Source organism: Methanosarcina thermophila TM-1 (assembly GCF_000969885.1).
Lineage (GTDB): Archaea > Halobacteriota > Methanosarcinia > Methanosarcinales > Methanosarcinaceae > Methanosarcina > Methanosarcina thermophila.
In genome coordinates, this window is the sequence record NZ_CP009501.1 from 1,624,370 (window position 1) to 1,647,184 (window position 22,815).

Sequence of the window (22,815 nt, forward strand, 5' to 3'; positions counted from 1 at the left end):
TTGTTTTAGTATCAGGAAGTGCCATATTTAGCCCCTCCTAGTCTGCTTCCACTCTTCCCACGAAACTTCAGGTTCTTCCAGTTCCAAATCAAAATTAGTCACTGGCAAGCTTTGAAAAACATTACCGGAAATATTGATATAGGCAGAAGGGTTTATAAACTCAGAAGTTAATTTATATTTTGAAGTCAGAACATTTGCTTGTTCCGGAAGCCTGGAACCTTCCGGACTATCGTTTTTAATCAATATTCTCAGCTCCTGCTGTTTGCATTATTCGTTTTGCGATAGCTCGATCCATTGGATCAGTACTCTTCCTCATGTGCTCTAAAATTTCAAGATGGTTGGTGCAAGTTTGTTTCGCCCATGTGGAAAAACATTTATCATTAGATATCGTAGTTTTCATGCGGACACTTCTTCTTTAAGTTGGTTGGTGTTGCGCTCCCAGTTCCTTCAGAGTCTTGGCGGGCCTGTGGAACTGGGGTTATTCTTAAGCTCTGGTCGGACAACATTTCGATACACAATACGTCACTCTTTTCTAACTTCATGTTTCTAATCCAGTCTGTCGGAATTGGCAACATGTATGTATATCGAACTTTCTGTATTTTTCTTAATCCAAAGTTAAACATAATGTTTTAACCTCAACCATAACCTAAGTGAAGATCCTATAAATATTTATTTAGTTATTAATAACCTAGGTTATTAATAACCAGTAAACATAGCCGGAATAATTAACATGTATTTTAAACTATGTTTAAATACCCAGACAACATACTATATTTTATGACAAAAAGAATGACAAAAAGAAAAGGAGAACATTTGAAACATAGAGAAGTCAAGTCCAGTATAATTGAATGTATTTTAGAAAGAAATGAAGAGGTTCCTGAGCCGGATATCAGAATCTATTTAAAGAAAAAACATAACGTTGAAGATCAAAGTACAATCAATAAGCATCTCCACGATTTGCAAAAACTTGACTGCATAGAATTAATTCCTCCTGTAAAAAACGGCCTTCGTAACAAATGGAATATAACGACGATTAAGAACTTGAAAAATATTAGACATGGATTTTCCGAACTACGTTTGAACAATTATGAAAAAGCTATTAATATCATCCTGCGGGAACTTGAGTATTTTGATAATAGTCCAGACTGGTTAATTTATCATGTGAAGTTTTATTTGTCTGCTTCCTTTTTCAATACATGCATAGAAACTGGTAAAAGGCCACTTGAAACCGCAGTTGTAAAACTCTACAGAAACAGCATAGATGCTCCCAGACAACAACGCGTTGATGATCTGTTGAAAAAGTGCTACATCTCTTGTACAAAGCATTATCCTGATTTCAAAGCTCCAGAAGAAGAATTTATAGGTGTAATGTATACACTTCGCTTTGAACCAGTATTATCTTCCCTTCCACTAATATTCGAATTATTTAAAGAACATGTACCCGGATTGCCTGAAGAAATCCCTCTGCAAATATTCCAAACACAGTTATCCGGAACAGTAGAAATACCAGAGAAGATACCGGAAGAAATAGACGATGAGGATCTTGTAAAATATGTGCTTAATACGCTACACTTGATTAGGAAGCAATGGAAGGATTTTGAGTCTACACATGACGATTTACTTTTCGAACATTTCTTGAATCATGATATATTAATTGGTGCCGATTCCGATGACCAACTATATTTTGTGAAGAAATCAAAAGAGAACCACGTTTTGCCCAGAGGATCTACAGAACCATCTCAAATAATCATGAAAGAAGCGGAATTAGCTGATTTGAAGCTAGCCAGTGAAATGATATTTAAATATAAGCAACCATCGAGATTTAGTCTTAATACTGTAGATGAGATATATCAAGCAGTACTGGATTACTATAGTCGCTGGCAAGTACGACTATAATTGGCACAACTTTAGAAGTTCTGATAGGATATAACATCCCGAGAGAAAAGGACGTGCTCCATGTTTTAAAGATTTCATCACAATAAGCAAAGATTATCAGCCACTTATAATTATACTAAAAAATGAGTGAAAGTTTGGTTGAGAAAGTTATTTCCCACTTTTTAGCATCTTCTCCTTCAGCTTGGAGATTTCTTCAAGCCCTTGTCTATATGCATCCTTCATTTCTCTAAGTTCTTCTAAGTCCGCAAATTGGATATAATCATTTCTTATGGATTCTACCGTTGTTGTAGCTTCTCTAGATAAAGGCAATCCACATTTAAGACAGAACCTTGCATTTACAGGAGTTAGCTCATGGCACCTGGGACACACTCCAGGCTTCAAGAATTCAGTATCATCTTCATTTGTTTTAATGCCATACATTTTCAAAACAGCGTCGTCCATATTTTTTCCACTCAAATGAACGTATGTAGCTGGTTGGGTCGATGTAGGAGACCAACCTAAATACATCTTGAGCTGTTGTTCTGTAAAATTTGTAGCTAGGTGAGTTGCTCTATCGTGGCGGAAGGAATGAGGATTGACTTTTTTCTCTATTCCTGCTTTTTCCCCACATCGATTGAATACATTAACAAGCCCGGTAACTGACATGAGTCCAGCGTTTTTATCCAATGTACACCATAAAGGTGCATCCCTCTCATCCTTTCTAGGGTGATCATCTATCCATTCCCGTAGGTATGGAGCAGAGAAAACCAATCTAACCCTCCTAGCTCCTGTCTTACCTTCTGGGAAGGTAATCACAGCCCCATACTCATCAAGCTCTACGTTTTTGAGCTTAACAGAAAGCTGTTCCCCTCTTCTGGCGCCAGACTCATAAAAACAAGCTATGATGGCTCTGTCCCGACTATTGCTACCTGCTTCAATCATTTTTACAATATCTTCTTTACACTTAATATCTTCAGGAAGCTTCTTTCCTTTGAGTCTCTTACACTTTATTTTTTCGTGAAGCTCGTAATTTTTGTTCCATTTTAAGAACTTCTTCAAAGATACTTTTCGAGTCTCCTTTGTTGGCTCAGAATATTTCTTTATCTTACCTGCCCTGTCTGTGTAAGTGTAGTTTTCTAAAGCATCAAAAAAGAGATAAAGGTCATCCTCTGTAAGTTTCCCTAGATCACACTCATGAAGAGCCTTCGCTACCCATATCATATTCTCCATATGGTTTAAAGCTGTTCTTTCGCTATTCCCTTCATGCCTCAAATATCTGAAATACTTACTCAAAATTTCCCGATTACATTCTGAAAGCTCTTCAGACTTTAGGAAGTTTTCAGCATCCACTAATTTAAACATACTAAGTAAATGGTATTCTTAGTATTTAATTCATGAGGTACTCAATTTTCGTGCCTCAGAACTCATAGGGCTCATCATAAATCAGCAAAGTTTTTCATCACAGGCACTCAATTGATCAGATAATATAGCTAAATAATAAATATCTCTCAACATAGCTAAATAATAAATATCTCTCAACATAGCTAAATAATAAATATCTCTCAGAAAACGGAAAAATATTTTTAGAAGAAATAAATTCTAAAAACATTTAAAAATATTTTTCAGCCCTCTCTTCTGAGTTCAGCCTCAATCTCGGCAGCAATCTCGCTGGCAGCCTTCTTTGGTAATTCTGCTTTATAGATGCTCCTTCCTACTATTACCCAATCGGCACCTGCGGCAATAGCATTAGAGGCTCTTCCTCCCTGGGCACCAACTCCAGGCGAGATAATAGTGAGTTTATCTCCAACGATTTCCCTTATTTTCTTTACTCTTTCCGGTCTAGTCGCAGGAGCAACAAGACCAGAGGCTCCTGCTTCAGCTGCCATTCTCGCAATTGCTTCTCCGACAGGCTGGAGGAATTCGGCTCCTCCTGGATGGCTCATCTCGCTTACCACGAACACATCTTTCCTGTATTCAGAGGCAACCTCAATGCAGGCATCAAGGCTGTCGCGACCTGTGAACCCCTGGACAATCACGGCATCGGCTCCTACTTCAAAAACCTGTTCGCAGATAAGGCGGTTGGTATTGGGAATATCGGCAACCTTGAAATCTGCGATTATTGGAGCAAATTCAGCAAGTTCCCTGATTATCTCAAGCCCGGTTGCGAGTACAAGGGGGTAGCCTACTTTTATGGCGTCCACGAATTCTGAAACATCCTCTGCAATTTTAAGTGCTTCTTCCCTGTCAGAAACATCCAGGGCAAGAATTATACGGGTTTTCCTTTCCATAAACTCATCTCTTTAAAAGGCGTGTCCGCACAGCTGCAACTATAAGAGGAAGGGTAATAGTTGCATCAGCGTACACAGTTACAGTTTTTGCATTTTCTCCGACCTTTCCCCATGACTGGGCTTCGTCAAGTGTTGCCCCGCTTAGACCTCCGGTCTCAGGGCGATCCATGGTCAACTGGATTGCATAATCAAATGACCTGGGGGTCACAAGCATAGACTGCAGAATATAGTTTTTTGGAACTCCGCCCCCAAGGAGCATGGCGCCTGCACACTCGGTCTCATAGCAGATATCCATAAACTCATGCATATCAGCAAAAGCATCCACATGCAGAGGATTCCCTTCTTTATATAACCAGGCTTGAAGCCCTATTACAGAATCTTGAATGGCAGGGCAGTACACAGGCACGCCCATATCTGCTGCGGTTTTCAGGATAGAGGAATCGTCATCAAGGTTTTTCCCTATCTCAGTGAGAACCTGCCGGATAGAAAGTTTTTCCTTAGGAAGCCCGGCATAGATGCTCTGCAGAAATTCTTCAAGTTCGGTAAAGTGCTGGTCTGGCAGGTAGACGTCATAGATCCTGTCGATGCAGTCGTGCCTGAGCTGGATATCATTTGCACAGGCTGTACCCTTATAATGGTGAAGACCCAGAGCCTCAACAGTATCATGTACCATATTTGCTCCAGTAGTAACAAGCACATCGATATAGCCGTCGCGTATCAAATCAGCGATAATATTTCTCATGCCTGCTGGAATCATAGCTCCTGCAAGCCCAAAAAATTTCGTAGTTTTCTCGGAAGCCAGCATTTTATAATAGATATCCACGGCTTCAGCCAGCCTGCCTGCTCCAAAGGCACAGCCACTATATTCCCTTACAAGCTCGTCTACAGTCATATCCGCAACTATCTTTGCACCCCTAATCGGAGTTGTAAGGTTCTTAGAAGAATCTTCAATATCCATTTTTATTCCTCAAAATTTACAGGATTAATTAATTTACAGGATTAATTAAGAGATTATTGTAAGAGTAATTACAGGTTCATGTCTCAAATGGAGTACTGATCTGAGAGAATTTATGTGGGCATGTCTGTATACATAAACCTTCTCTTCTGATAAGTTCCTTTTCTAAGAATATAGTAAAAGATTTTAGAAAAGCTGAGGTTGAATATCGCAGGGAAGACAGGCTTGTCAGTATCCTGGCTGCAGTTCAGGCTATATTTGAGAAGTTCGGGCTTGTGAGAGAGGAATCTACAGGCAGAAAGAAAAGGAAAAAAAGAACCTGGGTGCTGACCCGCAGGTCAAACGTATCCCGTGATGTCCTGACCGATTGGAGTGCTTTTCTTTATACATTCTTCTCCGTAATTAATCATATCTTCAACTGCCTTTTTCAGTATGGAAGGATAGATCTGGCCTACCTGCTCCCACACGGGTCTTCCCCGGCAGAAGAACTTAAACGTAGGCGTGCCAAGAACGCCGTACCTTTCTGCAGTCCATGGATTTGTTTCAATATTCAGACGGGCAAAAATTGCCGAGTTTTTGAATTCTTTTGCATAGTCTATAAAATAAGGTTCCATAGCTTTGCAATAAGGGCAGGTAGAGCTGTAGAACATTACAATAACCGGCTTTTTAGAGCTCTCTACAATTTCTCCCCAGTTCATATCTCCAATTTCAATCACACTGCTTTCATTCAATCTATTACCCCGCGAGATCATGGATAGTTTAATAAAACAAAACAAACAGAATTACCATGCTTATAGATATCAGTCGCTCTATTTGTCAGATTTTATTTATCTGTTTTTATTTATTCTATTTATCTGGTTCTATTTGTCAGTCCCCGTTTATTGGATTATGTTTGTCAAACTCTGTTTATTAGATCAATAGTCTCTACTTTTATAAGATTAATATTTATGCTTTATAAAATCTAATTTCATGGATCCGCGAGTAATTGAATAGGGAATATGATGAACTATCAATTTTTAAATGAAGAACTTTTAGATAGCTTAAGAAGAAAAAAGGCAAAGAAAAATAAAAGTAAGGACAAGAAACAAAAAAGAAAATAAAGGGGAAAAAATCCGGAAAAAATTAGAAAAAACTGGTGACAGAACTGAAGAATAGTTCTGTATTTCCGGGCAGAAATTCTCGGTAACTGATGCCTGATTCCTGCCTATTGATTAAAAATTCAGGCAGAGGGATTAAGTTTACACACAGATTTCCATTTAATCTTCTTCGTCACCCTCGGGATTCATTATCTCAGAAAAACATGTGCTGCAGATATATTTATCATCAAGACATATCTCTTTAAAGTCAACTTTGGGACCGCCAGGTTTTGTGGTTGCTTCCCTGAATACATAGAACTTTTCATTAAATTCGATTGGCTGCCCGCATCTTGAACATACAAAGGGTGGATTTTCAATCGAATCAATTGCACACTCAATGCAGATCAGATCGGACTTATCCCCGTGGACCTCTTTGAACTTTATTGGTTTCATATCCAAGCTAGTGTCCACAACCATTACGTCTTCCAGCAATTCCCGACCGCAAATATTGCAATACTCCTTCATTGTGTCGCCTCCCTTACTCAGAGGGTTTCTCACCATGCCCTATGCTGAGCCTACACAGGGCTTCAATGTCTCCGTGTTTTCACTCAAATCATATACCCCATTTTCAGCTTATTACCATTATACCGAATCGGGCTATTTTGAGGTGTCCAATCCGGCTCAATTTTTCACATCATTGAGCTGTGTCTTACTTGCCGGTATTACCCGACTTGCACATCGATCTCGAGAAGATCGGTCCAGAGCTGAAAAGCAAACATAAAGACTAACAGCACAACATTTATTCTAATGTTGATTCAAAAATGCTTCTCGCATTTGAGTCGAAACAACATTAGAAGACACTTTATAAAATTTGTTTTAGATAGCTTTTTAGCCTCTGGTTTTAACTTCCCTATGAAAATATATGTCTTAAAACTATATACAGTTATTGATTTTGATTAAAAAATAAACAGATAATAAAAAAAGAAGGACTATAAAAACAGAAAAAAGATAAAAAGTTAGTAAATGATCGGAATAAAACAAAGAATTTTATTGATCATTGATCAATACATAAAATGGGTAAATAGATTGTTCTAAAAGGTTTGAAAAAATGCTCAAACAGAGATTTGTGCTGGATACTACAGCATTGACGGATCTGCAGACGCGTGAGGTTATGGGTTATACTTCCCTTTGTGAGGGAATGAAGGCAATCCTTGACCTGATAGCCAATGTTCGCCTGCAGTTCGGGATAAGCTGTTACGTGCCCTATCCGTCAGTGTATAAAGAGATGTATGAATTCGCAAGCCACAATGGCTGTGACAGGGAAGTTATGGCAAAAATAGATACCTGGCTTGTGAAAAAATCTCCTGATCGATACAGGGTTAGTGTAACTTCTCAGATTTTCCATGAATATGTTACTTATATGCGGGAAAGGATCAACCGGGGCATGGGAGTTGCGGAAGATGCGATATGGGAAGCCGCTACTGAGTGCCTCTTCATGGAAAATCCGCAAAATAAGAAAAAAGAGTATAAGGAAGAAGTTGAGAGGGAAGTAATCGGGGGGATAATTGGCAAATTCCGGAATAAATATCGTGCTGCCCTGAGATATGGGATTCTTGATAGTGCTCCTGATATTGATGTTCTCATCCTTGCCAAGGAGCTTGACGCCGCAGTTATTGCAAGTGATTATGGGATTGAGAAGTGGGCTGAGCAGCTTGGAGTACGTTTTGTGCCTGCAAATACTTTCCCCATGATGATGAAAGAGTACCTGAAACATCTTCCGGAAACCGGAAGTGAACCCGAATCCGGAAGCCAGAACAAAAGCAAAAAAGGATCATCTGAAGAACTGGAATTCATTTAATAAGTTAATCTTGAATAATGATAACAGCACGATTCCTGAGATTCATCGGAAAGGATTTAAATTCGACCGATATAATGCCTGAAATTTATCATGGAACTTAATTTCGGGCTACTATTAAAACATGAATCTCGGTGAATTATTGGAACATAAATCTCAGTGAAAAATAGTATCATTAATCTTTATCAAGCCTTAGGGGAGTTAACGCCTTTAATGCAACTGCCTTTAGTGTAATTGTATTTTTAGAATTTGGGGGATGAGAGTTTGAGGAATATAGTCGTAGAAGAATTAAAAGCGCCTGAGGTTTACCGCCAGAGAGTTGAAGTTGTTGAAAGAAAGGGGCTAGGGCATCCGGATTATATCTGCGATGCAGTTATGGAACAAATATCAGTGAACTTGAGCCAGAAATACCTTGAGACTTTTGGGACTATTCTGCACTATAACATTGACAAAGGTATGCTTGTTGCAGGAGAAGTGGAAGGGAAATTAGGAGGAGGCAGAGTAGTAAGCCCTATGAGGCTTATCATCGGGGACAGGGCGACTTTTGAATTTCAGGGAATAGAGATTGACGTTCCCGAGCTTGCGATCAGTACAGCGAAGCAATGGATTCAGGATAACCTCCGGTTTGTGGATCCTGAGAATCTTATCTATCAGGTAGAGTTAAAAAAAGGTTCTGCAGAACTTACAGATATATTTATCAGAGGAGGGGAAATTCTCGGGGCAAACGACACATCCGCAGCAGTCGGATATGCACCATTGAGCCCTACTGAAAGGCTTGTTTTTGAATGTGAGAGATACCTGAACTCGAAGAAGTTCAAAAAAGAGTATCCGGAATCCGGAGAAGATGTAAAAGTTATGGGACTCAGGCATAAGGAAGACATACATCTGACTGTTGCGATGCCGCTGGTGGACAGGTTTGTTGAATCCGAAAATGAGTATTTTAAGAAGAAAATCGAACTTCACGAGCGGATAGAAGAGTTTGCTGCCGAGTTTGCAGAGAAAGCAAGAGCTGAATTTGAAGGCTGTATGTGCCTGAAGCCGACAGCTTCCCTGAACACTCTGGATGTTCCGGGCAGGGGGCTGCAGGGAATTTATACCACTGTAACTGGCACTTCTGCAGAAGATGCGGACGGCGGGCAGGTTGGACGCGGAAACCGAGTAAACGGAGTAATTCCCCTGAACCGTCCTGTTAGCAGCGAAGCCGCAGCAGGCAAAAATCCTGTGAGCCATATAGGAAAAGTTTACAACCTGCTTTCCCACAGGATTGCAGCCCAGATCTATAAAGAAGTGCCTGATGTTTCCGAAGTTTATGTCTGGCTTTTAAGCGAAATCGGGACTCCAATAGATCAGCCCCAGATCGCCACTGCCCAGCTGATAATGAAGAAAGGATCTGCAAGCGAAGTAGAAAAGGAAGTAGCCGAAGTAATGGAAAAAGAGCTTGAGAATATACGGGATTTTTCAATGGAACTGGTCGCAGGAAAATGTCCAATCTGCTGAAGTAAGTTTAATAGAGAAGGATCTACAAATTTTTGAAAAACTTTTTTCTAAAAACTTTTTGATAAAACATTTTTCTAAAAAGTTTTTTTCTAAACGGTTTGTATTGCTTAGCCGGAAAGAAATTATACCCCGGCAATAAAAGCAATGAGAGCAAAGAACATAGCTATCTTGAACATTCTTGAGGACTTTGTAGGATTGTTCCTGATAAGTAACTGGTAGATGGCTGCGAGAAATCCCATATCTGCCAGAAGGACAAGATAAAGATAACGTACGCCAAGAATCTGCATAAAGTAAGGAAGAGGGCTTAAAAGCACGGCAAGGAGTCCTATAAATACTGCAAGGTAACCTGCCTTTTTTGCCCCGACCCTGATAGGCAGGGTGTCTGCCCCTTCGATCTTGTCCCCTTCAATGTCCTCAATATCCTTTACAATCTCTCTGGCAGTAATCCCGAGGGCTGCTAGCAGGAAGAGTACGAAAAGCACGTCCAGTCCTTCAAACCCGAAAACTGAAGCTCCGAACAGGAAGGTTGACCCGGTGAGATAGCCTATGCTCAGATTTCCTAAAAGAGGAGTGCCTTTGAGAGTTTTTGCATAGAAGATTAGCAGCAGGGAATTAAACAGGGCAATAAATCCGCAGATTAAGTTAATCCAGAAAGCTAGGAGTGTGCCAAGGGCAAACAGAGTGTAAGAAAAATAGAGAGCTTCTTTTAACGTTGCCCGACCTGAGGGGATAGGTCTCTCAGGGCGATTTATCGAATCTATCCTCACGTCAAAATAATCATTAATGGTATTTCCTGCACCTGAGACTAAGAATACGACTAGGAATACAAGGCAAGAATAAAAAAAAGGAAAATCTTCAGGGCTATAAGATCCTGGGGCTTCAGAGATAAGGATATTAAAAGCGATCAGTGTTCCGATTACGGCTGCAAAACCCGCCATCAGGCAGTTTTCGTATCTCATAAGTTCCAGATATGTGCGTATGCCTGCAGACATCAGTACAAAGCAGTATTACAAAGTATTAAAGGTATCGGATTTTCTCGCCCGAATCCCGTCTTGGGAGGATGGCTCCTTTTTCTTTCACCTCGTTCGCTCAAGAAGCGTATCTATTGGACAGAATTTATAATATTTCCACTCCAATTCCGCAAATTTCTATAATGTTTGATCAAAAACGGCATAATCTTGGATTTTAGAACTTTATCCCCTAACCCTATCTGGCGTGATAAACACAAACTTTTTAAGAAAAAGTTTGATCACAAGCCTTTTCAAAAAAGGCTTGAGCGAAAACCTTTTGAGAAGGTTTTATCGAAAACGGCGTGACGGCGTGGTCAAGCGGCACAACGCTTGGTGATAAACCGGTGCAACGGTTTTGGTCAAGCCTTTTCGTAAAAGGGTCGCAGTTCAACGGTTTCGAGTCAATGGTTCTGGTATAAAATTTGCATTAGAGAGTAAATTACTGATTATTACGAGAGGTTACATGAAGGACAGGATTTCAGGGAGGAAGAATACAACTAACAAGGGAATAAAAAGAATTATAATATGGGCTTCTTGAAATATTTTATTTTTTGATTTATTTAAAATTATGCGATGTAAGAGGAAGCTATATAGTAAATATGCGGATATTGAATCAAAGGAAATTTATAGTAACATACTAATTAAAAAGTTAATATTAAGTAAGACGGTTTTATGTCCTGCCGTTCTTCCCTTTGATATATAAAAGGTTTACCAATTTCAGAAACAGGCAAACCCAAAAAATGCCCTAAACTCAAATAAATATTTGTTCAATCTTAAACAGATTCAAATATTGAACTGGAGCAAAGAAATGTGTTGACTTAGGATCTATTAAAAATCTACTATAATCAAGATCTTAATTTTATTTATACGAATTATATACTATTCCGTTAATAATTAGGAAAGAACCGGAAATTTTTGTTTACTGACGCATGGGTGGAGGCCAATAAGATGAAAGCCGATTTTTTTAGCTCTTTGATTTATATATTAGTTATAATACTAATAATTCCCGGGACAATCTCCAGTATGGCATCTGCTATAGATCAGGATCCCGGAAATGATGGAAGTGATACAGCAGGTCCCAATCTGAATGAGGAAAATCCGAGAGATGGAACTTCGAATGAGGAAAGCCCAAATGAGGAGAATCCAAATGAGGAGAATCCAAATGAGGAGAATCCAAATGAGGAGAATCCAAATGAGGAGAATCCAAATGAGGAGAATCCAAATGAGGAAAGCCCAAATGAGGAGAATCCAAATGAGGAGAATCCAAATGAGGAGAATCCAAATGAGGAGAATCCAAATGAGGAGAATCCAAATGAGGAGAATCCAAATGAGGAGAATCCAAATGAGGAGAATCCAAATGAGGAGAATCCAAATGAGGAAAGCCCAAATGAGGAGAATCCAAATGAGGAGAATCCAAATGAGGAGAATCCAAATGAGGAAAGCCCAAATGAGGAAAGCCCAAATGAGGAGAATCCAAATGAGGAGAATCCAAATGAGGAAAGCCCAAATGAGGAGAATCCAAATGAGAGAAGTCCAAATAAAAAGAGTCCAAATGAGAGAAGTCCAAATAAAAAGAGTCCAAATAAACAAAATCCAAACACCAAAAATCCTAATACTGTAACTTTAGATAACAGGGAAAATAAAGAAGATAATAATTCCAATTCTTCTTCCGATAGTTCATCCCCTACTAACAATTCATCCTCTTCTGGCAGTTCGTCCTCTAGCGGTTGGGGAATGAACCTTGTTTCTAGTGAGGATGCGAGCAATATTGCCGCCAAGGAACTTGCTACCAGAAGCGTTATAAGTGGTTACCCTGTCAAATTTGATTTTGTAGAAGGTGTTACATGCGTTACCTACATCAAATTTGATCCGAAGAAGACTTTCAGGAGAACAACAACAGTTGTAGAAGAACTTAAAAACAAATCCACTCTTGTCCCGACAACTCCTCAAGGCAAGGTCTATAAGCATGTAAATGTCTGGGTAGGAGATAAGGGAGCAGGACTTCCCACTTCCATTAGAAACGGACTTATAGAGTTTAAGGTTGAAAAATCGTGGATTAAGGATGAGAATATTAATGAGACTCTGATAACTCTTCAAAGGTACGACGAAGATTGGCAGCCCCTTTATACTGAAAAAGTCAGAGAAGACAAGAATTACGTTTACTTTGAAGCGGAAACCCCTGGCTATTCTTTCTTTGCAATAACGGAATACGAAGGAAGTGGAGAAATCCAGGGCGCAAATAAGATACCCCTGAGAAGCATTGGAAGCGAAGGAAGGGCAGCTATGAGCGGAAACGCGGGAGGAGATAGTAGAATCAAGGATCCGATGGGAGCAGCCAGGATATTTATGGCAATTTCCTTACCGCTTTTCATGATTATTGCCGGGTACTGCGTGTTAAAGAAAAAGATCTGAGAATGAATTAAATTAGATGGGGCAGGTGGATTTTTTATACCTGTCCCTTGTTATCTTTATAATTGCAATTGAATAAATCGTTAGAGGCTGCAAGGTTTAAAGTACCAGACCTTTATCGGATTTTTACTGCAAGCATACGGTCAAGCGCTTTTTTTGCCCTGATCCTGACGTCATAAGGAACGGTCACTATATGCTGGATTTTTTCAAGGGAGATCAGGACTTTCTCAAGATTGATCATTTTCATGCTCGGGCAGCAGGTGAATTCGGAAATGCAATAATATTTCTTTTCAGGGGCTGCTTTATGGATACCGTGGAGAAGTCCACACTCCGTACCTATAATAAACTCCTTTGCAGGAGAGTTCTTTGCATACATAATCATCCCTCGTGTGCTTGCTATGTGGTCTGCAAGCTCCAGAACCTCAGGGCGGCACTCGGGATGTGCAATAAACTTAGCTTCAGGATGCTTTTCCTTCATTCTAAGGACGTCCTCTCTCAGGATCTGGTGGTGAGTGGGGCAGTGTCCTTCCCAGGGAATGATTTTTTTGTCAGTCCTAGCTTCAACGTAGGCAGCCAGGTTTTTATCAGGCACAAAGATAATTTCATCGACATCCAGTGAATTTACTACCTCAACGGCATTAGCCGATGTACAACAGATGTAAGATTCAGCCTTGATGGCAGCCGAACTATTAACATAGCAAACAACCAGGGCATTGGGATGCTTTTCCTTTTCTCGCCTGAGACCTTCAATATCCACCATGTCTGCCATAGGGCAGGTGGCATCGATTTCCGGCAAAAGGACAGTTTTGTCAGGACAGAGAATTGCAGCGCTTTCTCCCATGAAATGAACACCGCAAAAAACAATAATATCAGCAGTCTGACGGACAGCCTCCTGGCTCAGACCAAGAGAGTCTCCGACAAAATCTGCAATATCCTGAACCTCAGGACGGGCATAGTAATGAGCAAGAATAACTGCATTTCGTTTTAATTTGAGTTCTTTGATCCTTTCAATAAGCTCTGCTTGCTGCATTTGACCACCTGGTTTTTGAAACAAAATCCGAAAATAAGACTCGGATCTGAGATTGAAGGTCAAGCTTGAGATAACCAGTTTTAATTTAACGGAAGTCTAACAGGCAAATGGATGTAGAAAAGAGTTAAACAAAGGAAACCTTATCCAGTATACTCTTTTTGTACATATACCATTTGCTTCTGGGAACTTACGTGCTTAACTCTTCCGCACTATATAATATTTATGAGTCTCGCCCGAATTGCGCTTCGGGATCACAGAAAAACAAAGATTTTCTGGGAGTTGCACTGCAAGTGCAACAGTACGCTTCTCTTTTCGCTTCCCAAGTTCCGTCTCGTTATGGGTTGACAATTTCTTCAACTCAGGTAAACTAGAGAAGAAATATTAGATTTCTGATTGTGAGAAAAAGTGTTAGGCGGCAAGTTAAATTCTTGCTTTTTCCGAGCTCAGGTACCTATCTGGACCGGGCTCAGGATTTTCTTCAGGGTGGAGATTGCAGAGAGGGCTGCAAGGTAACTTGTTTTCGGGTTCTCAGGGGAGGGAACATTTTCGACTCTGGTGAAAAATTTGCCGAATTTGCCTTCTACGGTTATCTCATGCACGTTTCTGGAAAGGGAAGGGTCGGCTACTACTTTTACTTTCGTCCGGTCAAAGCCTATACCTGCAAGGCTTATCGTAGCTGCAACATTTACGTTTGCAGGAAAGGCTTTGACCGCTTCTGACGCAGGCCCTTCGAAAAGCAGGGTTTCTTTTTCGATCTTTTCAAGCTCAATTCCAAGGGCTTCAATGTGTGGGGCTCCTGCAAGGTTCAGAGGCGGTTTTCGGGTAGTAAGGGTAACTGAGGAAATTTCGGAAGCCGAGGCGGAATTTATTCCATCTATACCCACGATTGCTCCTGAAGGGAAATACAGCTTGCAATTGTTCTGTTCTGCAAGCCTGAAGAGTTTTTCCCGGAGTTCTTCATCCGCAAGCGCACCTACACTGAGTACCATTACATCACGCCCTGCTTCAAGAGCCTGAGGTACTATAAGTCTGACAGCGTTTTGAGAGGCACTTTCAATAACAAGGTCTACGCTTTGCAGTAACTCCTCAATTCTCATATATGCAGGGCTGTACCTTTTCAGGGAGGCTGTAAGTTTAAGGGCTTTGCTCTGAGAAGAGTCAAAAAGAGCATACAGCTCCGCATCAAAAGCCCCGCTATCAATAGCTCTGCAAATCTGTCCGCCAATAAATCCGCAACCAATAACTCCTATTTTCAGCATTCCAGGCTCCTGAGAAACAACCAATAAAATCATGTTGTTTTATTATTACTTCTAGCAGCAGGCTTCATAAGCCTGAGGACAGGGATACTGTATTCCATTTCCTATCTTTAAATCTTCTGCTGAGCCCCTTTAGTAGAAGATTTACCTTTCTCTATTCATATATAGACTGCTTTCTACTGTTTTTACATAATCCGGTAGCAAGGACACCGTACCTCTTATTAATTACGGGATCATAACATAGCAGGGTAAAATTATGCTTATTAAAGAAGTTGAAAGATTTATAGAAGAAGATCTAGGATACGATGATGTCTCGTGCACTATTGTACCTGACAAACCTGTAGAAGCCATTATTTTTACGAAAGAAGCCTGTGTTATTGCCGGAATTAAAGAAGCCGAATCAATTTTTTGCTATCTTGGAGTTCAGGATGAGACGACGCTTAAAGATGGAGACCATGTCAAAGAAGGCGATATAATTTTCAGGCTAAAGGGAGGAGCTGTATCTATCCTTAGAGCAGAAAGGCTTGTCCTGAATTTCCTTGGCCACCTCAGCGGGATTGCAACCCTTACCCGAGCATGCGTGGATATAGTAAGGAAGCATTCTGAGACCACAAGGGTGGCATGCACCAGAAAAACCACTCCAGGCATAAGGAAATTCGAAAAACTGGCTGTGGCTGCGGGTGGAGGAGACACCCACAGGTTCAACCTTTCTGATTCGGTTATGATTAAGGATAACCATGTCAAGCTGATGGGAATAGAAGCTGCAATTAATGCTGCGAAAAAAACCAGCTTCACCCGGAAAATAGAAGTTGAGGTGGAGTCTGCAGAAGATGCCGTGCTCGCTGCAAAACTCGGAGCTGATATTATAATGCTGGATAACATGCAGCCCGAAGCCGTCAGGGAAACACTGGAAATCCTTAAAGAAAAAGGACTTAGAGACTCAGTTATTGTGGAAGCATCCGGAGGGATTTCCCTGGAAAACCTTGAAAATTATGCAAAAACGGGAGTGGATGTAATATCTATGGGTTCTCTTATCCATAAGTCCAGATGGATAGATCTCAGCCTGGAAATAATGAGTTAAAACCCTTATTAAGGTAGCAACAGGAAGGAATATAAAATATAAAAAAGGAGATAAGAGAAACAGGTAAATCATAAAATTTATGTTGTTAATAGATCAGGAAAAAATCCGTTAGCTTTAAAGTTCGGTTAGAAACCGAATTCACAGGTCTAAAGGCTTATTTTCAGATTTTTCTTTTAAAAAAGAATAAAAAGAGATCACAAACTTTATATTTGTTTTTGTTGAAAATATTTAGGGTCAAGGGAGTGAAATTACTGTTAAAAAAGCTTATCTAAAACATTTAAGTAGTAATCTGTTATAGACAGGCTTTTTTATCAGGGTCTTTGGGGTAGCAGAAGTGAAACTGAAAAAGATTCATACAACTTTGTTACTTGCGTTTTTCATTCTGCTGGGATCTGGCAGCACAGCATCGGCAAAAACTGCAATATATGAAGGTGACATTAAGGAAGGGCAGGCATACCAGCTTAATAATTACATAATCGAATTTACTGATATTTTTCCAGAAGCCAATACAGCCTCATACTATGTTTATGAGAAAGATAAAGAAGTAAAGGACGGCTTGCTGGGTGTAAACAAGACTGCCAATTTTAGTTTTGAGGAAAAGGGCAAAGTCGAGATGCGTCTTAAGTCGGTGCATGGCGGGAGAGTTGCCACGGTTGTGATTACGCTGTCAAACTACAATCCAGGAGACCTTTATATAAACAAACTTCTTGAAAATGGGCGATCTGAAGCAGTTTTTGCAGGTGACCCTGAAGTCGTGATAACAAAAAGCATAGATAAATCGAAAATCAAACTCGGAGAAACTGTAACTGTTACGGTAAAGGCAAAGAATATCGGAAACGATACTGCAAATAACATCACGTTTATAGACCCGAAGCAAGAACACTTTGTCCTTGAAGAAACCATATATGAAGTCCCAAGTACGATTCCTAAAATGGAGCATGGGGAATCAGTCCCTGAAACGCTCGTTTATATATATAAATTAAAGGCAACCGCTGCGGGAACTTTTGACCTCAAAGCTGTTAATGCGAGCTACACCAATAGTATCGGGCAGATCTACCAGATATCTTCTAACATACCTTCCATAACTGTGAGTGAAGGAAACAAATTGCATGCAAACGTGGAAGCCAGAATGAACGTTGACAGCTTATCCGTAGAAAGGAATGAAAAAATAGCCTCGAGCATTATCCTGAGAAACACAGGTAATGCTCCTGCACAGGCTGTCCGGGTTGATATCCATCTTCCTGAAAGCTTTGAATATGTGGGAGGGGAAGAAGGCATCGAGTCCATCGGTGGAACCCCCAGGATATACATTGAAACCCTGGAACCAAATAATGATAAAGAATTCACATACACTTTAAGGGCAAAAGAAGTGGGAATCTATAACATAAGTTCCAGGCTTTCTTATGAATATAATAACGGCATAGAGGCACAGAATCAAAAGGTGAATAATAATTCAACCACTTTGAATATAAATGTGAAAGAAGGAAAGTTCGATTTTTTAATTAAAAGTCCGCTGTATATTGTAGTTTCTACCATTATTCTGGCAGCTGTGGGTATCCATATATATAGAAAGCATAAAGAATATCGATATTAGAATAATTGGTGGGATATTAGAAAAACAATTCGAGGTAAAACTCTGGGGAGTGTAACCGTAGATCATAAAAGCTGAGAACTAGCTCCAGCAGGAAGATCTCGGAATATCTTCGAAACGGAGGAGTTTTTTGCTTAATATACTGATAATAGGAAATGGGCAGTGTGGGAACAGAATTCTTGATGCTATTAACCGGCGTGCTCTGGGAGGGGGGAAAAACTGCAGCAGACTTGCCAGGTTTTATTCCAGGCAGAAATTTAAGAGCCACGTTGAGACTCTTGCACTGAACACTGCAATTAACGATCTCAAGGAAATGAAATTTACGAAAGCAAAAGATAGAATCCATATCGAGCATCTGCATGGGGTTGGTGCAAACCGGAATATCGGAAAACAGGTTTTTGGAGAAAAAAAAGAGAGAATAATGCGGCAGATCGAGGAAAGGGGAAATTTTGATATTGCTTTCGTGATAACCTCGGCATCAGGAGGAACAGGTTCTTCTTTTACCCCTCTGCTCGTAAAAGAAATGAAGAATAGGTATAACTATCCTGTTTATTGCCTTGTTGTGCTTCCTTTCAGGGAGGAAGGAACGCTTTATCTTCAGAACACTGCTTTTTCAATCCGGGAAATCCGCCAGAGCGGAACAGATGGGATAATCCTTGCAGATAACCAGTACCTTAAAAACATTGGAGGAAGCATTCAGGAAGCCTATAACGGCATTAACGACATGATTGCCGAACGCATTCTTTTCTTGCTCGATGCCCTTGATAGTGAAATGATGATGGTAACTGACCTTGGGGACTTTAAATCTGTTATGAGCGGGGGAGCAGGTCTTGCAACAATGGGCTTTTTTAAATCAGACAAGGAAACATCTATAAAAACTGCAATCCAGAGTACCCTCTCTCCAGCTGGACTTCTCTTTTCCACAGATGTATATAAGGAAGCAAGCCGTGCAATGATCATTATAAAAGGCGACCGCAAGTACCTGAACGTAGATGATATCTCAGATGAAATCGAAAAACTATCCAGAGCCATAGGGCATGTCTTTAAGGGAATAATCGTACGTAGTGGAGAGTATCCCCAGGTTCTGTCCGTACTCACTCTGGAGTCAGCTCATGAGATGGAAAAACTGTATAATATAGCCATCCAGGCGATTCAGCAGGAAAAGGAGAAAAAACAGAGGGTAGAAAAAGAATCCGAACTGGATAAAACATTTTCCATGATCGAGGGACTGGAACCTGAATACTGAATTAACTTTTTGTGGATAGCCTCAAAATAAATATTATTATTTGATTTCATCCTGTATTATTCAATTTTCATTTATTTTTCACTTATCTTAACTTTCATTATCCGAGCTTTATCCCTTTTGAGGAGTTTATCTAATTTTAATCAAAGCTTACCCGATCAGTTTTCATGAAATAAATCTTTTCTTACTCGATCAGTTTTCATGAAGTTAATCTTTTGCAGCTTTAAATCTACAAAAAAGAAGCATTCACAGATGTCGATTTCAATGATTGAACTCAGACTGAACTCAGATAGTGCTGCTAGTTTATGTTCATCAGGCTTTAAAAGTTATAATAGCTCATCAATTTTGAGAATCTTTTAAGATATAAATAATAAACAGATAAATTAAGTTAGCTTTATGTAATACTTTCACTCTCTAATTACAGAGGAAAATAACATGAAAGTGGGATATAGTATTAAATTAAATAAAATTATCCTAGTTGGAATACTCATTGCTGCCCTAGTTATTAGTTCGGGATGTGCTGAGGATTCTACTTCGGCTGATAATTCTGAAGTACCGGCTCCGGCGGAAGCTTCAGGAGCTGTAGATGCCAATGAAGGAGTTGAATCAGCAGAGCTTACACTCACGGATGGGTTTGGCAGAGAAGTGACCATACCCGGGAACGTGGAAAAGGTTGTTTGCTCGGGATCCGGCTGTCTGCGCTACCTTGTATACCTCCAGGCTGAGGATTATGTAGTAGGAGTCGATAGCATGGAGAAAAAGGTAAATGAGATTGAAGGCCGCCCCTATTTCCTTGCAAATCCGCAGCTCAAAGACTATCCCCTGATTGGTGAGTTCAGAGGCAAGGATGATCCTGAGAAGCTCATTGAGGTTAACCCCCAGATTATCTTGAAAAGCAGCACAACTGGCCAGGCATCGACACAGGCTGCTGCTGAAGCTGACACCCTTCAGAGTAAAACCGGTATCCCTGTTATCTCATTCCCTTACGGGTCTTTGAACAATGAGGAGCAAAAAGCCGAAATGTATAGTTCTCTCAGGATTATGGGCGAGGCTGTAGGCAAACAGGAGAGAGCAGAAGAGGTAATTGCTTATATCGAGGCTACCATGCAGGATCTTGAAAGCAGGACTGCGGACATTCCGAAATCCGAACGAAAGACGGTCTATGTTGGTGGAGTAAGTATGTCAGGAGCTCACGGAATAGTCTCCACAGAGCCTGCTTACGCGCCGTTCCTCTGGGTAAATGCAGATAATGTCGCAGCCGGCATGGGCACAGAACATGCGGATATTGCTAAAGAGGCTCTTGTAGACTGGGATCCAGAGTATATATTTATTGATGTTGGCACCCTCCAGCTCGGTAATGAAGGTGCAGTTGGAGAACTCAAGAGTGATGCGTCACTTAAAGGGCTTTCGGCAGTAAAGAACGGCAAAGTGTATGGAGTAATCCCCTATAACTTCTACAGCACCAACTATGAGTCCGTGCTGGCAAATGCTTATTTTATTGGAAAAGTGCTCTATCCGGACAGGTTTGAAGATATCGATCCTGAGGCAAAGGCTGACGAGATATACACTTTCTTTGTTGGCAAACCCGTATTTTCGGACCTTAACGAACAGTACGACAATTTAGGGTTCAAACAGATTCCGCTATGATGGATGGAGGGTAAAAACAGGTGCATTTTGCCAGTGGAGCCGTTCCGGAAGACTATCTCGCATATGTGCGCAGGAAGTACTTCTGGATCATGGGGGGGCTACTGCTCCTCTTCTTTATGCTTGTTTACTCAATCTCGGTAGGAGCGGTAGAGATCCCTTTTTATAAAGTGGTGCAGACATTATTAGGTCAGGAACCCATAACCAAATCTGATGAGAACATATGGAGGATTGTCTGGAATATCCGGCTCCCTCAAGCTCTAGCTGCAATAGTTGCAGGAGCTGGACTTTCAGTTGCAGGGGTTGTGATGCAATCCATCCTGCGTAATCCGATAGCATCTCCATTTACGCTCGGCGTTTCAAATGCCGGTGCTTTTGGAGCTGCAGTGTCTGTAGTAGTTCTGGGCACCGGCAAGATGCAATCCACAGTTGCAGATGCTGTTATTATAAACAACCCTTACATGACTACAACGGTAGCTTTCCTCTTTTGCCTCCTTGCAACCGGAGTGATCTTGTTAATCTCGAAAATCCGGGGAACTTCACCCGAGGTAATGGTGCTTGCAGGAGTTGCACTTTCATCTCTCTTCACCGCAGGCACGATGTTTCTCCAGTACTTTGCTGACGATACTCAACTTGCAGCAGTCGTATTCTGGACTTTTGGAGATGTAGGTAGGGTAAACTGGGTGGAACTTGAGATAATGACAAGCGTTGTGCTGCTTGCAATCCTATTCTTTATTGTAAACTGCTGGAACTACAATGCCATAGACGCAGGTGATGAGACCGCAAAAGGTCTTGGTGTCAATGTGGAGAGGATAAGGTTAACAAGCATGGTAATTTCAGCCCTAGTCTCGGCAGTGATTGTTGCTTTCCTTGGGGTTATTGGGTTTATAGGGCTTATCTGCCCTCATATGGTTAGAAGAGTAATAGGAGACGACCAGAAATACCTGATACCCGGTTCCGCCCTATTTGGAGGAATCTTGCTTCTGGTGTCGGATACCGCAGCCAGGCTTATAATATCACCATACGTGCTTCCTGTCTCGGTCCTTACGGCTTTCATGGGAGCACCTGCTTTCATTTACTTACTTCTCAGGGGGTACAAAAGATGATTCTATCTGTAGAAGAGCTTGAATTCCTATATCGAAACCGTAAAGTCCTTCACGAAATTGCTTTTTCTATTGATGAAGGAGAAATTGTAGCGATCCTTGGACCCAATGGAGTTGGCAAAACTACACTTTTAAAATGCCTTAACAGGATTCTCCGTCCTAAAGGAGGAACAGTTCATCTTGATGGGAATAACCTTTTTGACCTTGGAACAATGGAAATTGCACGCCTTGTAGGATATGTTCCCCAGAGGGTGGAAACCGGAAGGCTGACTGCTTTTGATGCAGTCTTGCTCGGAAGACGACCCCATATCAAATGGGATGTAACCGAAAAAGATCTTCAAATAGTCGACTCGGTATTCAGGCTGCTCTCAATGGAAAAACTGCGCCTGACTTATATCGACGAGATGAGTGGGGGTGAGCTCCAGAAAGTCGCAATCGCTCGCTCCCTCGTACAGGAGCCAAAAGTCCTCCTCCTTGACGAACCCACAAGCAGCCTTGATCTGAGAAACCAGGTTGAGATCCTTGCCATTATCAGGCAGATTGTCCTTGAACACGGGATTGCAGCCGTTATGACCATGCACGACCTTAACCAGGCTCTCAGGTACGCAGACAGGTTTATTCTCCTGAAGGATGGAAAGGTTCATGCACACGGAGGAGCCGAAGTGATTACACCTCAGGTAATCGAGGAAGTATATGGCTTGCCAGTAGTTATCGGAGAGATTGCGGGTATGCGGTGCGTAGTTCCCGGAAATCCTGAAGTAGCACTCGTAAAATAACCTGTAAAAAGGGTAGGATCTGAAATTCCTTCAAGAAATAATTAGCAATAACTTAAAAAGCAGTAGAAAAGAGCAAAAATAACTGACACAGTGAAGCAAAGCCGGTTGGAGAAGTCGGAAAAGACA

Annotated in this window: 19 protein-coding genes; 10 read left to right on the forward strand and 9 right to left on the reverse strand. The window is 40.9% G+C overall.

The genetic code is table 11. The annotated features are described in order from the left end of the window. Window positions 1-27: 27 nt before the first annotated feature. Window positions 28-243, reverse strand: a complete 216-nt coding sequence (locus MSTHT_RS06980; protein WP_048167157.1) for a hypothetical protein — start codon at window positions 241-243, stop codon at window positions 28-30. A 534-nt stretch (window positions 244-777) separates the two neighbouring features. Here MSTHT_RS06980 and MSTHT_RS06985 point away from each other — a divergent pair. Continuing rightward, a complete protein-coding gene (locus tag MSTHT_RS06985) occupies window positions 778-1,896 on the forward strand; it encodes a hypothetical protein (RefSeq protein WP_149761872.1) in 1,119 nt (372 codons plus the stop codon). Window positions 1,897-2,043: 147 nt separating this feature from the next. On the opposite strand, the gene MSTHT_RS13750 is transcribed toward MSTHT_RS06985, so the two are convergent. The 5 genes from MSTHT_RS13750 to MSTHT_RS07010 all read right to left on the reverse strand — a co-directional run bounded on the left by MSTHT_RS13750 (window position 2,044) and on the right by MSTHT_RS07010 (window position 6,755). Further along, window positions 2,044-3,237, reverse strand: coding sequence for a tyrosine-type recombinase/integrase (locus MSTHT_RS13750; protein ID WP_052721845.1), 1,194 nt, complete (start codon window positions 3,235-3,237; stop codon window positions 2,044-2,046). A gap of 260 nt (window positions 3,238-3,497) precedes the next feature. Next, window positions 3,498-4,163, reverse strand: a complete 666-nt coding sequence (pyrF, locus tag MSTHT_RS06995; RefSeq protein ID WP_048167159.1) for an orotidine-5'-phosphate decarboxylase — start codon at window positions 4,161-4,163, stop codon at window positions 3,498-3,500. Between the two features lie 4 nt (window positions 4,164-4,167). Then, window positions 4,168-5,121 (reverse strand): deoxyhypusine synthase, encoded by a 954-nt coding sequence (locus MSTHT_RS07000; RefSeq protein WP_048167160.1) that lies wholly within the window; start codon window positions 5,119-5,121, stop codon window positions 4,168-4,170. 335 nt (window positions 5,122-5,456) lie between these two features. Further along, entirely contained in the window at window positions 5,457-5,849 is a 393-nt protein-coding gene (locus tag MSTHT_RS07005; protein ID WP_052721846.1) for a thioredoxin family protein, read from the reverse strand. Between the two features lie 525 nt (window positions 5,850-6,374). Then, on the reverse strand, window positions 6,375-6,755 hold the full coding sequence (locus MSTHT_RS07010) for a hypothetical protein (RefSeq protein WP_048167162.1): 381 nt from the start codon (window positions 6,753-6,755) through the stop codon (window positions 6,375-6,377). 547 nt (window positions 6,756-7,302) lie between these two features. Here MSTHT_RS07010 and MSTHT_RS07015 point away from each other — a divergent pair. Together MSTHT_RS07015 and MSTHT_RS07020 are read left to right on the forward strand one after the other, a co-directional pair. Continuing rightward, entirely contained in the window at window positions 7,303-8,052 is a 750-nt protein-coding gene (locus tag MSTHT_RS07015) for an RNA ligase partner protein (RefSeq protein WP_048167163.1), read from the forward strand. Window positions 8,053-8,313: 261 nt separating this feature from the next. After that, window positions 8,314-9,546, forward strand: coding sequence for a methionine adenosyltransferase (locus MSTHT_RS07020; RefSeq protein WP_048167164.1), 1,233 nt, complete (start codon window positions 8,314-8,316; stop codon window positions 9,544-9,546). 122 nt (window positions 9,547-9,668) lie between these two features. Here the strand turns inward: MSTHT_RS07020 and MSTHT_RS07025 are convergent, their stop codons facing one another. Then, on the reverse strand, window positions 9,669-10,538 hold the full coding sequence (locus MSTHT_RS07025; protein ID WP_048167165.1) for a geranylgeranylglycerol-phosphate geranylgeranyltransferase: 870 nt from the start codon (window positions 10,536-10,538) through the stop codon (window positions 9,669-9,671). Window positions 10,539-11,579: 1,041 nt separating this feature from the next. Here MSTHT_RS07025 and MSTHT_RS13755 point away from each other — a divergent pair. Continuing rightward, window positions 11,580-12,968, forward strand: a complete 1,389-nt coding sequence (locus tag MSTHT_RS13755) for a PGF-pre-PGF domain-containing protein (RefSeq protein WP_052721847.1) — start codon at window positions 11,580-11,582, stop codon at window positions 12,966-12,968. A 112-nt stretch (window positions 12,969-13,080) separates the two neighbouring features. Here MSTHT_RS13755 and nadA read toward each other — a convergent pair whose 3' ends face one another. Together nadA and MSTHT_RS07045 are read right to left on the reverse strand one after the other, a co-directional pair. Next, on the reverse strand, window positions 13,081-13,995 hold the full coding sequence (gene nadA, locus MSTHT_RS07040) for a quinolinate synthase NadA (protein ID WP_048167167.1): 915 nt from the start codon (window positions 13,993-13,995) through the stop codon (window positions 13,081-13,083). Window positions 13,996-14,438: 443 nt separating this feature from the next. After that, window positions 14,439-15,254, reverse strand: coding sequence for an aspartate dehydrogenase (locus tag MSTHT_RS07045; RefSeq protein ID WP_082086795.1), 816 nt, complete (start codon window positions 15,252-15,254; stop codon window positions 14,439-14,441). Between the two features lie 253 nt (window positions 15,255-15,507). Between MSTHT_RS07045 and nadC the strand changes: the two genes are divergently transcribed. The 6 genes from nadC (at window position 15,508) to MSTHT_RS07075 (ending at window position 22,689) form a co-directional block, all read left to right on the forward strand. Beyond that, complete coding sequence (gene nadC, locus MSTHT_RS07050) at window positions 15,508-16,332, forward strand: carboxylating nicotinate-nucleotide diphosphorylase (protein WP_048167168.1); 825 nt, start codon at window positions 15,508-15,510, stop codon at window positions 16,330-16,332. Between the two features lie 334 nt (window positions 16,333-16,666). Next, on the forward strand, window positions 16,667-17,926 hold the full coding sequence (locus tag MSTHT_RS07055; RefSeq protein WP_048167169.1) for a BatD family protein: 1,260 nt from the start codon (window positions 16,667-16,669) through the stop codon (window positions 17,924-17,926). Window positions 17,927-18,053: 127 nt separating this feature from the next. Next, window positions 18,054-19,169 (forward strand): FtsZ/tubulin family protein, encoded by a 1,116-nt coding sequence (locus MSTHT_RS07060; protein WP_048167170.1) that lies wholly within the window; start codon window positions 18,054-18,056, stop codon window positions 19,167-19,169. A gap of 432 nt (window positions 19,170-19,601) precedes the next feature. After that, the gene (locus MSTHT_RS07065; RefSeq protein WP_048167171.1) at window positions 19,602-20,813 is read left to right on the forward strand and encodes an iron ABC transporter substrate-binding protein; all 1,212 of its coding nucleotides are present in this window, start codon (window positions 19,602-19,604) and stop codon (window positions 20,811-20,813) included. Between the two features lie 20 nt (window positions 20,814-20,833). Then, a complete protein-coding gene (locus tag MSTHT_RS07070) occupies window positions 20,834-21,916 on the forward strand; it encodes a FecCD family ABC transporter permease (protein WP_048167172.1) in 1,083 nt (360 codons plus the stop codon). Further along, window positions 21,913-22,689 (forward strand): ABC transporter ATP-binding protein, encoded by a 777-nt coding sequence (locus tag MSTHT_RS07075; RefSeq protein ID WP_048167173.1) that lies wholly within the window; start codon window positions 21,913-21,915, stop codon window positions 22,687-22,689. Before MSTHT_RS07070 ends, MSTHT_RS07075 begins: the two co-directional genes overlap by 4 nt. The last annotated feature ends 126 nt before the right edge of the window (window positions 22,690-22,815 follow it).

Coding starts and splice junctions, on each gene's coding strand:
- nadC (WP_048167168.1), top strand. CDS start 15,508: ATGCTTATTAAAGAAGTTGAAAGATTTATAGAAGAAGATCTAGGATAC.
- MSTHT_RS13750 (WP_052721845.1), bottom strand. CDS start 3,237: ATGTTTAAATTAGTGGATGCTGAAAACTTCCTAAAGTCTGAAGAGCTT.
- MSTHT_RS07025 (WP_048167165.1), bottom strand. CDS start 10,538: ATGTCTGCAGGCATACGCACATATCTGGAACTTATGAGATACGAAAAC.
- MSTHT_RS07045 (WP_082086795.1), bottom strand. CDS start 15,254: ATGCTGAAAATAGGAGTTATTGGTTGCGGATTTATTGGCGGACAGATT.
- pyrF (WP_048167159.1), bottom strand. CDS start 4,163: ATGGAAAGGAAAACCCGTATAATTCTTGCCCTGGATGTTTCTGACAGG.
- MSTHT_RS07000 (WP_048167160.1), bottom strand. CDS start 5,121: ATGGATATTGAAGATTCTTCTAAGAACCTTACAACTCCGATTAGGGGT.
- MSTHT_RS06985 (WP_149761872.1), top strand. CDS start 778: ATGACAAAAAGAATGACAAAAAGAAAAGGAGAACATTTGAAACATAGA.
- nadA (WP_048167167.1), bottom strand. CDS start 13,995: ATGCAGCAAGCAGAGCTTATTGAAAGGATCAAAGAACTCAAATTAAAA.
- MSTHT_RS07015 (WP_048167163.1), top strand. CDS start 7,303: ATGCTCAAACAGAGATTTGTGCTGGATACTACAGCATTGACGGATCTG.
- MSTHT_RS07065 (WP_048167171.1), top strand. CDS start 19,602: ATGAAAGTGGGATATAGTATTAAATTAAATAAAATTATCCTAGTTGGA.
- MSTHT_RS07075 (WP_048167173.1), top strand. CDS start 21,913: ATGATTCTATCTGTAGAAGAGCTTGAATTCCTATATCGAAACCGTAAA.
- MSTHT_RS13755 (WP_052721847.1), top strand. CDS start 11,580: ATGGCATCTGCTATAGATCAGGATCCCGGAAATGATGGAAGTGATACA.
- MSTHT_RS07010 (WP_048167162.1), bottom strand. CDS start 6,755: ATGGTGAGAAACCCTCTGAGTAAGGGAGGCGACACAATGAAGGAGTAT.